13 protein-coding genes are annotated in these 12,152 nt (G+C 65.3%); 6 read left to right on the top strand and 7 right to left on the bottom strand.

What is annotated here, in order from left to right; genetic code table 11:
• Positions 1–80: 80 nt before the first annotated feature.
• The 6 genes from fdh3B to AC2FNA_RS01750 all read right to left on the bottom strand — a co-directional run bounded on the left by fdh3B (position 81) and on the right by AC2FNA_RS01750 (position 5,708).
• Positions 81–674 carry a formate dehydrogenase FDH3 subunit beta gene (gene fdh3B, locus AC2FNA_RS01775; RefSeq protein ID WP_011047528.1) on the bottom strand — a complete coding sequence of 198 codons (594 nt, stop codon included), beginning with the start codon at positions 672–674 and terminating at the stop codon, positions 81–83.
• Between the two features lie 12 nt (positions 675–686).
• Positions 687–3,581 (bottom strand): formate dehydrogenase subunit alpha, encoded by a 2,895-nt coding sequence (locus tag AC2FNA_RS01770; RefSeq protein WP_496823973.1) that lies wholly within the window; start codon positions 3,579–3,581, stop codon positions 687–689.
• Between the two features lie 106 nt (positions 3,582–3,687).
• The gene (locus AC2FNA_RS01765) at positions 3,688–3,879 is read right to left on the bottom strand and encodes a twin-arginine translocation signal domain-containing protein (RefSeq protein ID WP_496823971.1); all 192 of its coding nucleotides are present in this window, start codon (positions 3,877–3,879) and stop codon (positions 3,688–3,690) included.
• A gap of 63 nt (positions 3,880–3,942) precedes the next feature.
• Complete coding sequence (locus AC2FNA_RS01760) at positions 3,943–4,554, bottom strand: TorD/DmsD family molecular chaperone (protein WP_496823969.1); 612 nt, start codon at positions 4,552–4,554, stop codon at positions 3,943–3,945.
• Between the two features lie 3 nt (positions 4,555–4,557).
• Positions 4,558–5,181: a DUF3306 domain-containing protein gene (locus AC2FNA_RS01755; protein ID WP_496823967.1), complete on the bottom strand. Its 624-nt coding sequence runs from the start codon at positions 5,179–5,181 to the stop codon at positions 4,558–4,560.
• On the bottom strand, positions 5,178–5,708 hold the full coding sequence (locus tag AC2FNA_RS01750) for a DUF3305 domain-containing protein (RefSeq protein ID WP_496823966.1): 531 nt from the start codon (positions 5,706–5,708) through the stop codon (positions 5,178–5,180). Before AC2FNA_RS01750 ends, AC2FNA_RS01755 begins: the two co-directional genes overlap by 4 nt.
• Before the next feature lie 287 nt (positions 5,709–5,995).
• Here AC2FNA_RS01750 and AC2FNA_RS01745 point away from each other — a divergent pair, with 287 nt between their 5' ends.
• Positions 5,996–7,945, top strand: a complete 1,950-nt coding sequence (locus AC2FNA_RS01745; RefSeq protein ID WP_496823964.1) for a 4Fe-4S binding protein — start codon at positions 5,996–5,998, stop codon at positions 7,943–7,945.
• Positions 7,946–8,045: 100 nt separating this feature from the next.
• Here the strand turns inward: AC2FNA_RS01745 and AC2FNA_RS01740 are convergent, their stop codons facing one another.
• Positions 8,046–8,774 carry a hypothetical protein gene (locus AC2FNA_RS01740; RefSeq protein WP_496823962.1) on the bottom strand — a complete coding sequence of 243 codons (729 nt, stop codon included), beginning with the start codon at positions 8,772–8,774 and terminating at the stop codon, positions 8,046–8,048.
• 68 nt (positions 8,775–8,842) lie between these two features.
• Between AC2FNA_RS01740 and AC2FNA_RS01735 the strand changes: the two genes are divergently transcribed.
• The 5 genes from AC2FNA_RS01735 (at position 8,843) to AC2FNA_RS01715 (ending at position 12,135) form a co-directional block, all read left to right on the top strand.
• Complete coding sequence (locus AC2FNA_RS01735) at positions 8,843–9,040, top strand: DUF6494 family protein (protein WP_234136550.1); 198 nt, start codon at positions 8,843–8,845, stop codon at positions 9,038–9,040.
• Entirely contained in the window at positions 9,037–10,098 is a 1,062-nt protein-coding gene (locus AC2FNA_RS01730) for an Mrp/NBP35 family ATP-binding protein (RefSeq protein ID WP_496823959.1), read from the top strand. The genes AC2FNA_RS01735 and AC2FNA_RS01730 overlap by 4 nt, the downstream gene beginning before the upstream one ends.
• Positions 10,095–10,802 carry a DUF4444 domain-containing protein gene (locus AC2FNA_RS01725; RefSeq protein ID WP_496823957.1) on the top strand — a complete coding sequence of 236 codons (708 nt, stop codon included), beginning with the start codon at positions 10,095–10,097 and terminating at the stop codon, positions 10,800–10,802. The genes AC2FNA_RS01730 and AC2FNA_RS01725 overlap by 4 nt, the downstream gene beginning before the upstream one ends.
• Entirely contained in the window at positions 10,799–11,278 is a 480-nt protein-coding gene (locus AC2FNA_RS01720) for a DUF6505 family protein (protein WP_496823956.1), read from the top strand. The genes AC2FNA_RS01725 and AC2FNA_RS01720 overlap by 4 nt, the downstream gene beginning before the upstream one ends.
• 98 nt (positions 11,279–11,376) lie before the next feature.
• A complete protein-coding gene (locus AC2FNA_RS01715) occupies positions 11,377–12,135 on the top strand; it encodes a helix-turn-helix transcriptional regulator (protein ID WP_496823954.1) in 759 nt (252 codons plus the stop codon).
• Positions 12,136–12,152 lie beyond the last annotated feature (17 nt).

The following is a 12,152-nucleotide window of genomic DNA, read 5'->3' as shown; positions in this document are numbered from 1 at the left end:
CAGCGCGGCGGCGCGAGAATTTTCGTAGAAAATTCTTGGTCCTGCGGCGCAAAGATGATGCGCCGCAGGGTTTGACGGTGTCAGCCGCCTTTCTGGTCATAGGCCGTGCCCCAGCCCCAGGCGCCGGTGCCGAAACCGCGCGCCACGACGCGTTCGCGATAGATGGCTGACACCACGTCGCCGTCACCGGCCAGAAGCGCCTTGGTGGAACACATCTCTGCGCAGATGGGCAGCTTGCCCTCGGCGATCCGGTTGCGCCCGTATTTGGCGAATTCAGCCGTCGAATGGGTCTCTTCCGGGCCACCGGCGCAGAAAGTGCACTTGTCCATCTTGCCGCGCGATCCGAAATTGCCCGCCTGCGGATATTGCGGCGCGCCAAACGGGCACGCGTAGAAGCAATAGCCGCAGCCGATGCACAGATCCTTGGAATGCAGCACCACACCGTCTTCGGTCTGATAGAAGCAGTCCACCGGGCAGACCGCCATGCAGGGTGCGTCCGAGCAATGCATGCAGGCCACCGAGATCGAGCGTTCGCCCGGTTTGCCGTCATTGATCGTCACCACCCTGCGGCGGTTGATGCCCCAGGGCACTTCGTGCTCGTTCTTGCAGGCGGTCACGCAGGCGTTGCACTCGATGCAGCGCTCGGCGTCACAGAGAAACTTTGCTCTTGCCATTTTCAGTCCTCCTTACGCTGCCGAGATCTTGCAGAGAGTGGCCTTGGTCTCCTGCATCTGGGTCACCGAGTCATAGCCATAGGTCTGCGCGGTGTTCGAGGCCTCGCCCAACACAAAGGGATCGGCGCCCTTGGGGTATTTCTCGCGCAGATCGGCACCCTGGAAGTGGCCGCCGAAATGGAACGGCATAAAGGCCACGCCGGCGCCGACCCGTTCGGTCAGCATCGCCATTACCTTGACCTTGCCGCCCTCGGGGCCCTCGACCCAGACCTGTTGCCCGTCGCGAATGCCCAGATTGTTGGCATCGCGCGGGTTGATCTCGACGAACATGTCCTGCTGCAATTCGGCCAGCCAGGGGTTCGACCGGGTCTCATCACCGCCACCCTCGTATTCGACCAGACGGCCCGACGTCAGGATTATCGGATAATCCTTTGAAAAGTCGTTCTTCTGGATCGAGGCATAGAGGGTAGGCAGGCGATAGGCATGCCGGTCCTCATAGGTGGGATAATCGGCCACCAGGTCGCGCCGGTTGGTATAGAGCGGCTCGCGATGCAGCGGGATCGGGTCGGGGAAGGTCCAGACCACGGCACGGGCCTTGGCATTGCCGAAGGGCGCGCAGCCATGCTTGATCGCCACCCGCTGGATACCGCCCGAAAGGTCGGTCTTCCAGTTGGTCTTGGGTCCGGCCACCGCGTCGATGGCGGCGTGTTCCTCGGCGGTCAGATCGCCGTCCCATCCCAGATCCATCAGCATCTGCATGGTGAATTCAGGGTATCCGTCCTGAATTTCGGCGCCCGGGTTCGACACGCCCTCGGCCAGCAGGTTGTCGCCGTCGCGTTCCACCCCGAACCGGGCGCGGAAGCACAGCCCGCCCTCGGCCACCGGTTTGGACATGTCATAGAGGTTCGGCGTGCCGGGATGGCCCATCTCCGCCGTGCCCCAGCAGGGCCATGGCAGACCATAGTATTCGCCATCGTTGGGACCGCCCACCGCCTGCAATGTCGTGCGGTCGAAGGTGTGCTGATTGGCCATGTGGCTCTTGATCCGCTCGGGCGACTGGCCGGTATAGCCGATCGTCCAGAGGCCCGCATTGAACTCGCGGGTGATGCTCTCGACATTGGGCGTTTCCGGGTCGTCCATCTCGATATTGCGGAACAGCCGGTCGGCCCAGCCGAACTTGTTGGCGAACTTGGCCATGATGACCTCGTCCGGCAGGCTTTCGAACAGCGGATCGACCACCTTGTCGCGCCATTGCAGCGAGCGGTTGGACGCGGTGACCGAACCACGGGTTTCGAACTGCGTGCACGCGGGCAGCAGATAGACCCCGTCGGTGCGGTCATGCATCACGGCCGAGACGGTGGGATAGGGGTCGATCACGACAAGCATGTCGAGCTTTTCCATCGCCGACTTCATTTCCGGCCCGCGCGTCTGGCTGTTGGGCGCGTGGCCCCACAGCACCATGGCACGGACATTGTTGTCCTGATCCATGTTGGCGGGATCTTCCAGCACGCCGTCGATCCAGCGGCTGACCGGGATGCCGCTTTCGTTCATCAGCGGCTTGTCCTTGCCATCCTTGTCCTTGATCGAGGCAAACTGTCCCTTGAGCCAGTCCAGATCCTCGCCCCAGACACGCGCCCAATGGGCCCAGGCGCCTGCGGTCAGGCCGTAATAGCCGGGCAGGGTGTGGCTGAGCACGCCCAGATCGGTTGCGCCCTGCACGTTGTCATGGCCACGGAAGATATTGGTACCGCCGCCCGAGGTGCCCATGTTGCCCAGCGCCAGCTGGAGCACGCAATAGGCGCGGGTGTTGTTGTTGCCATTGGTGTGCTGGGTGCCGCCCATGCACCAGATCACGGTGCCGGGACGGTTGTTGGCCATGGTACGGGCCACACGTTTCAGCTGGCTGCCGGGCACGCCGGTCACGCGCTCGGTCTCTTCGGGTGTCCAGTTGGCCACCTCGGCCTTGATCTGGTCCATGCCCCAGACACGGGTGCGGATGAACTCCTTGTCCTCCCAGCCGTTCTCGAAGATGTGCCAAAGAATGCCCCAGACCAGGGCCACGTCCGTGCCGGGACGGAAGCGGACATATTCATCGGCATGGGCCGCCGTGCGGGTAAAGCGCGGGTCGCAGACGATGAGCGGCGCGTTGTTCTGTTCCTTGGCCTTCAGCACATGCAGCAGCGAGACGGGATGCGCCTCGGCAGGGTTGCCGCCGATGATGAAGATGGCCTTGGAATTGTGGATGTCGTTATAGCTGTTCGTCATCGCGCCATAGCCCCAGGTGTTGGCAACACCTGCAACGGTCGTCGAGTGACAGATACGGGCCTGGTGATCCACGTTGTTCGTGCCCCAATAGGCGGCGAACTTACGGAACAGATAGGCCTGTTCGTTATTGTGCTTGGCCGAACCCAGCCAATAGACGCTGTCCGGGCCGCTTTCGGCGCGGATCTTCATCATGCCGTCGCCGATCTCGTCGATAGCCTGTTCCCAGCTGATCTGCTTCCACTCGCCACCCTCTTTCTTCATCGGGTATTTCAGGCGGCGTTCGCCATGGGCGTGCTCGCGGACCGAGGCCCCCTTGGCGCAATGGGCGCCCAGGTTGAACGGGCTGTCCCAGCCGGGCTCTTGCCCGATCCAGACGCCGTTCTTGACTTCGGCGACGACGGTGCAGCCCACCGAACAATGGGTGCAGACGGATTTCACGGTCTCAACCGCCGATCCGGCGGCTGTCTGGGCGCTGGCCTGCGTCACGGTTCCGCCCGTGGCGCTGATCGCGGCAAGGCCGCCGATCGCCAGACCCGAACCGCGCAGGAACGCGCGGCGGTCGACATGGCTGTCGCCGACCTGGGACAGGATCGAGTTCCGCTGGGGGCGTCGCGCAACCCCGTTGGTCTTTTTCCTTAGCATCTTCTACCTCCCGTGCTGGCCACTGGTTGTGGCTGGCTTGGTACCTGTTGGAACCGGCGTCAGGGCCTCACGCAACCGTCTGCCGGGGGATGACGGCGTCCATTCGTCAGAAACGGGCGCTGTCCAGATAGGCGCGGGTATGCGCGGTGTCTTGAAGGCGGGTCTCGTCGGTGGGCAGCGCGGCCGCCTCGGCCTCGCCCCCCAGGGCCGCCGCGGCTACCGCCGCAGGGGCCGCCGTACCGGCCAGTTTCAGGAAGTCCCGGCGGCTGGCGCCGTCTTCTCTGGTCTTCTTGCTCATGGAAACCTCCTGTTCCATTTGCGGGTTTGGCCCCCCCGGCGGGGGATGCCGGCGAAAGGCGGCTCAGGCCGCCGTCATCCGGAAGGCTTCGCGCTCGATCTCCATGAACACCCGGCCGGCGGAGCCGACTGAGGCATAGAGGACCGACGCTTCGGCGCCTTCCAAATCCGAATAGAAATGCCCCGCCCAGGGGCCGATATGGCGCGACCAGAACAGGCGCTGATCGGCCAGCGGGGCGGGGGCCGAGAACCGGCCTACGATCATGCCCGCCATCATCTCCATCAGCGAGGCGATATTGTCCTCGGGTTCGAACACGTTGGGGGCGCGGGTGATGGCGCGGGCGGCCATGTCCTGGCGCAGCTGGGCCAGCGGCTTTTCGTTCAGGAAGCCGGTCAGGTAATAGCTGGCATAGGGCAATAGCTCACCCCGTCCCAGCCCGATGAACAGCGCGCTGAACTCGCGTTCGGCGGCGGCGGGTTTGGTCACGCGCGCCACCCGGGCCAGCGCGCCGATGGCCTGGCCCAGATCGGTCTCGTCCCCCGAGAGGCCCGCGATCTGATCGAGCAGCAGCTGGTCGGGCGGGGCCGACAAAAGCAGGCCGAGGAAGTTGTAGAAATCCGCGCGCAGGCGGTCCTCGTCGCTGATCGGTGATGGGGCTGTTTCGGTCCGGTTCATTCCCTATCCTTCGAAGGTGAAACGCATGCGCCGGGGCGCGGGTGGGGCGGTGTCGTCGGCATCGTCAATGACCGGGGCAGGGGGCGCGGGCGCCTCGGGGTCCCGCAAGGGGACCGCCTCGTTGCCCGCCTCGGCTGCGGGTGCAGCCTCGGTTGCAGCCATTGCCAGCGGTTCGTCTTCGGGCAGGTCGGGAGTTTCGGTTTCGGGTGTGGTCTCGGCCTCGGTCTGTGCCGCCAGCGCCTCGACATGGAGCAGCATGCCCCGGCCCACCTGATAGGCGGTCTGTAACCCCTCGATCACCCGGGTCGCATCGGTGAAATCCTCGCCGTAATCCACCAGCCCGTCCACATTGGCCAGCACAGGGTTCAGCCGCCACAGACGGCGCAGCGCCCGGCGGCGCAGACGGTCGGGCACCAGCTCGCTCATGAAGCGGCTGACATCATCGCCCGGTTGCAGCAGGTCGGGATCGGGCAGGTCGAGCCGCGCCAGGATCTCGGCATCGTCCTGCTGCTCCAGCTCGGCCTGTGCCTCGGCCCGGGCGCGCAGCTCGAGCGCGGCCGTCTCGGCCCGCTCTTCGGCCGCGACACCGGCGCGCCGGCGGCTCCAGAAATCGCCCCGCGCGCTCATTGTACCAACCGCCGTTTGGGCGCGCGATAGACATCACCCTGTTGTCGAATACGCGCGTCGCCGCGACCATCCTCGACCAGGTCCACCCGCTTGCGGTCGCGCCGCCGTTTGACGAAAGGTTCGGCATGGTGGTGCTGCAAGGTGAAATCGCGCACCCAGGCCACCAAGCCCGGCGTCATCGGGATCTTTTCCACGATATCGTCCGCCGTATCGGCATAATCCTGCCCCTCGTAGGGCGAGGCGGTAACCAGCACCGCCTCGAGCGGGCGGTCGTCCTGGTCGGTTTCGCGCAGGACCAGGTAAATCGAGGGCACACCATCGGACAGATTGATCCTGTAAGCCTCGGCATCGGCGGCCCAGAGGGTCAGGGGCAGGGTGGCGGCGTGATATTCGACCGCCTCGCCCTCGCGCCTGAGTTCGGCCCAGTCGGCGGGCCCCGCGCCCGGTAGCACCGCAACCGCCCGCCACGACCACCGGGCCCAGCGGGTCACCCCCGGTGTTTTGCGGACGACAACACCCAGCGGCATCTCAATGTGAACTCTGGCGGCCTGGGCCACATGCTCCTCCCCGGAAAGCTCTCCCCTTCTTTCCGTATCGGAAACTATGGGACGGAATATCTGGTCTGCCAAGTCTTTTTCCCGGATTGGCCTGAAGAGTTGACCAGTTTCGTGCGCAAAATGAAATCCGGCCAAGGCGCAATAGGACTTTAGTATGGCTCGTGCCTCTCATGCGATGCCGTTTGGATGGCGCGATCGGGGGCTTTACCGGCGGGCCGGGCTGGGCCAAGCTCGGCCCCGGGCGAAAGGGGAGCGATATGACCGAGACGTTGATTTTGTGCGATTGCGGCGGCAGCCAAAGCCTGGACCGCGAACGGATCGCCAGCGGTTGCGGTGCTGCCTGTTCGCTGGTCTTTCGCGCGCTCTGCACCGACGAGATCGGCAAGGCGGCAGAGCTGATGCAGGCGGGCGATGTGGTGATCGCCTGTGGCCAGGAACAGGCGGTGTTCACCGATCTGGCCGCTGAACTTGGAGTCGAAACGCCCGGCTTTGTCGATTTGCGCGACCGCGCGGGCTGGTCGGATCAGGGCGCACAGGCAACGCCCAAGATGGCGGCGCTGGCCGCCGAGGCGCTGATGCCCGTTGCAGCCCCACCCGCGGTCGACGTGATCAGCGAGGGCACCTGCCTGATTGCCGGTCCGGCGGATGTGGCCTGCGGTCTGGCTGAACAGCTGGCCGGGGCGCTGGTGGTCACGGTGCTGCTGAGCGACGAAGAACCGCCACTCAGCCGGGCATATGATGTCGTGGCGGGACGGCTGACGCGGATCGAGGGGGCGCTGGGTGGCTTTCGCGTCCGGATCGACGGGTTCCGTCAGTTGATGCCGGGCGGGCGGGGTGCCTTTGCCTTTGACCCGCCGCGCAATGGCGCGCAGTCGGCCTGCGATATCGTGATCGACCTGACCGGAGGAACGCCCCTTGTCCCGGCACCCGACAAGCGCGAGGGCTATCTGCGCGCCGACCCGCGCGATCCGCTGGCGGTGGCGCGGCTGGCGCTCGAGGCGGTGCAGCTGACCGGCACGTTCGAGAAACCGCTCTATGTGCGGCTCGATGAGAGTCTGTGCGCCCATTCCCGCGCCGGGCAGCGGGGGTGTTCCAATTGCCTCGATATCTGCCCGACCGGTGCAATCACCCCGGCGGGGGACCATGTCGCGATCGCCCCGATGGTCTGTGCCGGCTGCGGCGCCTGCGCGGCGCTTTGCCCCTCGACCGCGATCACCTACGAGGCACCGACCGTAGCGACGCTCTTGGCGCGGATGCAGCGGCTGGCACGGGCCTATCGCGGGGCAGGCGGGGTGGCGCCGCGCTTGCTGGTGCATGATGCCCATGGGGCCGAGATGATCCGCCTTGCGGCCCGGTTCGGGCGCGGGTTGCCCGCGGATTTGATCCCGCTGGAGCTGGGCATCGTTTCGGGCCTGGGCCATGCCGAGATGCTGGCGGCGTTGGCGCATGGGTTTGCCAGCCTCTCGGTCCTTATCGGCCCCCGCACCGAGCGCGACGCGCTGATCCGCGAACAGGCGCTGGCCGAGGCGATTGCAGGGGCGGGCCGGCTGGAACTGCTCGACATTGCCGATCCCGATGCGCTCTCGGATCACCTTTACGCCGCGCCGGTGCCGGAACCGCTTGCGGACCCGGTCCTGCCGCTTGGAAACCGGCGCCAGATCACCCGGCTGGCGGCGCAGGCCCTCAATCCCGGCGGGCCGGTGCTGGATCTGCCGCAAGGCGCGCCCTATGGCGCGGTGGCCGTTGATACAGATGCCTGCACGCTCTGCCTCAGCTGCGTGTCGCTTTGCCCGTCGGGGGCGCTGATCGACAATCCCGACCTGCCACAGCTGAGCTTTCAGGAGGACGCCTGTCTGCAATGCGGCATCTGCCGGACCATTTGCCCGGAACAGGCAATCGCGCTGGTGCCCCGGCTCGACCTGTCCGATGCGGCGCTGGGGCAGCAGGTGCTGAACGAGGAAGAGCCCTTTGCCTGTATCGAATGCGGGACGCTCTTCGGGGTGCGTTCCACCGTCGAGCGGATCATGGATAAACTGGCCGGCTCACATCCGATGTTTTCTGAAAGCGCCCAGGCCCGCATGATCCAGATGTGCGACAATTGTCGGGTGGGCGCGCATTTCGAGCAGGAAAACAATCCCTTCGCATCCAAGCCCAAACCAAGAACCGTCACAACCGAGGACTATTTCACCAAACGCAAGGATCACTGATAGGCGCCCTTTTCTTCATTTCGCCCCAAATACTCCCGCCGGAGGCGCAGATTTTTCGGCGAAAAATCTGCTGGGCGCCCGGCCTCGACCGTCGTGCGTGTCACTTCAAAATAAGCGGCGCACCCAGATCAGCGGCGCCGGTGGCCGCGACAAAGGCCAGGATCGCCTCCAGTTCGTCGACCGTCACCGTCACCGGATGGATCGGCGGCGGGCGTTCGGCGTCAAATGGCGCGGTGATGCCCGGTATCTGGGTAAAGGCCGGATGCGGGCGCAGCACATAGAATTGCTGAAACCGCGCGTCCCAGTCGGGCAGGCTGCGCAGCACCGCGAAAGACGGGGTCGACCCGATCCCCTTCATCCTGTTCTCGGCGCCTGTCACGTGGCAGCGTCCGCATTTACCCTGGGCCAGGCTGGCCCCAAGCGCCGCGTCGCCCTCGAAATCGACAATCTCATCCGCCGCCGTTTCGTCCCTCAGAACGACGAATGCGGGTCCTTCGGCGGGGGTAAAGCTTTCGATGGTGCGCTGACCGATCTCCGAACGCATCCAGTCGCGAAACCGCTCCTGTCGTGGTTCGGCCGCTATCTGGAGCAGATAGACCGTATCGCCCTGCCGGAACACGCGGGTGCCATTGCCCTCGCTGACCAGCCGCATGGGTCCTGCCGGATCCGCGACAATGCGGATTCCGGTCTTGAGCGAGAAGCGCGGCAGAATATGTTGCAGAAGACCCGACCGTGTCACGGCCTCGGGACTGGCCAGACCGATTGCCTCCTGCGCGATGCAGGGGGTGGCGAAGGCGAGCAGGCTGAGGCACAAGAGGGCATGTCGCATGTCCTGCAGCCTAACGGCGGCGCGGGCACTGCGTCAAATGACGCGTGGGATACAGGAGAGACCGGGCCATGAGCGGCGATTACAACATGTCGATGCGTAAGTTCCTCAAGCAGGTGGGCGTTACCGGCCAGCAGGCGATCGAAGAGGGGTTGCGCAAGGCGGGCAGCCCCGAGGGCGGCAGCTTTCGCGCCCGTGTGGTGCTGACGATCGAGGGGCTCGATGTCAGCCACGAGGTCACCGGCCTGATCAAGGACGGTGACGCATGAGCCTGCGCGAGGCCGTTCTGGCCAATCTCAAGAAGATCACCGACCCGGTGTCCGGACAGGATATCGTCAGTGCCGGCATCGTGCGCGCGCTCAATGTCGAGGGCGACACCGTGCGTTTTGTCATCGAGATCGACCCCAAGCTGGCCGAGCGGATGGAGCCGGTGCGCGCCGCCGCCGAGAAGGCCGCCCAGATGGTCGAGGGTGTGGCCAAGGTCTCGGCCATGATGACGGCGCATTCCGACAAGGCGCCGCCCGAACTGAAGCCGCGCCCCAAGGCGGCGGCGCAGGGGCCGCAGCCGGTCGCCGGTGTCGATCGCATCGTGGCGGTCGCCTCGGGCAAGGGCGGCGTGGGCAAGTCCACCGTCTCGGCCAACCTCGCCTGTGCGCTGGCCGCCGAAGGGCGGCGCGTGGGCCTCTTGGACGCCGATGTCTATGGCCCCTCGCAACCGCGCATGTTGGGCGTGTCGGGCCGACCGGCCAGCCCGGATGGCAAGACCATCCTGCCGCTCCGCAATCATGGCGTGACCATGATGTCGATGGGGCTGATGACCAACGAGGGGCAGGCGGTGGTCTGGCGCGGTCCGATGCTGATGGGCGCGCTGCAACAGATGATGAACCAGGTGCAATGGGGCGGCCTTGACGTGCTGATCGTCGACCTGCCGCCGGGGACCGGCGACGTGCAACTGACACTGAGCCAGAAATTCGCGGTCGATGGCGCCATCGTGGTCTCGACCCCACAGGATGTGGCGCTGATCGACGCCCGCAAGGGCATCGACATGTTCCGTCAGCTCAAGACCCCGATCCTGGGCATGATCGAGAACATGTCGACCCATATCTGTTCCAATTGCGGGCATGAGGAGCATGTGTTCGGTCATGGCGGTGTCGCGGCCGAGGCCGAGAAACTGGGCGTGCCGCTGTTGGGAGAAATCCCGCTGCATCTGGATATCCGGGTTGCCGCCGATGGCGGCGCGCCGATCGTGGTCAGCAAGCCCGACAGCCCGCAGGCCGAGGCGTTCCGCAGGATCGCCTGTGACCTGATCGCCAAGGGCCAGGCATGACTGCGCCCACCTTTCCGCCGCTGATGCAGGGCGTCGCCGCCCAGGGGGGCGACGATCCGTTCGAGCGGGCGCGGGCCATGGCGGCGCTTGGCTGTGACGGCGGGACGGTGGTGCACAGTGTACAGGCCGACCGGCTGCGTGCGGCGCTGGTGCTGGCGCCCGAGGTGGCGCTGGCCGATGCGATGGCGATGCTGCCGCTATGTGCGGTCGGGTTCCAGAACGCGCTGGGGGCGCTGGCCCCGCCCGAGGTGGCGGTGCATCTGGACTGGGCCGGCGATATCCATGTCAACGGCGGGCGCTGTGGGCGGCTTTGCGTGGCCGCCTCGACCCGTGATCCAGAGGTGCAGCCCGACTGGCTGGTGATCGGGCTCGACCTGGCGCTGCTGCTCACCTCGGACATGCCCGGCGCGCATCCCGACGAGACCGCGCTTTATGAGGAAGGCTGCGCCGATGTGGCCGCCACCACCCTGCTGGAAAGCTGGACCCGCCATGTGATGACCTGGATCAACCGGTGGGAGGACGAGGGCAACGCGCCGCTGCATGCCGAATGGCTGGGCCTGGCGCGCGGCGTCGGCGAAGAGGTGACGCGCGCGAACTGCACGGGGACCTTTCTGGGTGTTGACGAGCGGTTCGGCATGCTGATCCGTACCGGTGCCGAAACCCGCCTGATCCCGCTGACCGCCTTGTTGGAGGACCCCTCATGAACCTGGCCCGCGCCATTCATTTCGACGAAAGCGACCTCAGGGTCTTTCACAGCCCGGCGCGCACCGGCGAATGGTGCGTCTCGGGCGGGTTCGAGTTTTCGAACTGGTCCGAGGCCGATCTGGAGGGGAAGGCGCGACAGGCCTTTGCCAATGGCTGGCTGGGGCTGGAGACATTCGGGAGGGTCACCTTCGTTGCGGTGACGCGGATCGAGGAGGGCGAGGTGGCGGCGCTGGCCGAGAACCTGGCCCGCCATTTCGTAAGCCATTACGGCGCCCCCTCGGTCGAGGCGGCGCTGGAGGTGGCGCGGGGCGAGATCGCGCAGATGGCCGATCTGTGTGACGGGCACGACCCCAACACCCTGTTGACCGTGGCGCGCGAGCTGACCGAGGCTGGCGTGCGCGAGACCTATCGCACCATCCAGCCGCAAGAGGCGGAACTGGATCTTCTGGCGGTACACGCCACGCCGGACCAATAGCCCGCCGTTCGGGGAAATCCACCGCCATTGCGAACCCACTTGCCGAGAGAGGAGGGTGTTGAAACAATACGGCTGGAATCCCGAGGGGGCAGGAAAGCGTGAAACTTACCGATGAAGAAGCGGACCTGATCTTTTCAATCATGCGAGATCTGAGTGGCGAATTCGACCATTCCGAGGTGCGCCGCCGTGTCGGGCAAAAGATGCTCGACCTGCTCAAGGCCGACTATTTTGCCTCCTATGTCTGGGACGACGACCGACAGCAATTCGTCTCATGTGTCCAGATCAACATGACCAATGACAACCTGCGCCGCTACGAGGGCTATTTCCAGTTTCACGACCCGATCACGCCCACCTTGCAAAAACGCAAGAAGGCGACGCCGGTCAGCGAGGTGATGCGGCATGACCGTCTGGTCAGGACCGAGTTCTTCAACGATTTTCTCAAGCAGGACGGTCTGTGTTATGGGCTGAATTTCTTTGCCTATGACCGGGGCGACAATATCGGTGACCTCAGGATCTGGCGCGGCTCCAATCGCGAGGATTTCACCCCGCGCGATGCCCAGATCGTCGATGCGGTGGGGCCGAGCCTGGTCAATGCCCTGATCCGGGCGCGGACCGCCCAGGTGCAGATGCCGTCGCTGCGCTTTGCCCAGATCGCTGGCGATCTGGGGTTCACCGTCCGCGAGGCCGAGGTGGCCGATCTGCTGGTGACTGGTCTGACCGATGACGAGATTTGCGGCAAGCTGGGGTTCTCCAAGCCGACGCTGCGGTCGCATATCGCTGCGATCTTTCGCAAATCGGGTTTGAACCGGCGCACCCAGTTGGCCCAGTTTCTGGCCGAGAAAAATCATCATTTGTGATGATAGGCAGCTGACCG

It is taken from the genome of Ruegeria sp. YKSD163, assembly GCF_059612905.1.
Note: the sequence above shows the minus strand (reverse complement) of the source record. Positions and strands in the feature narration are given on the sequence as shown.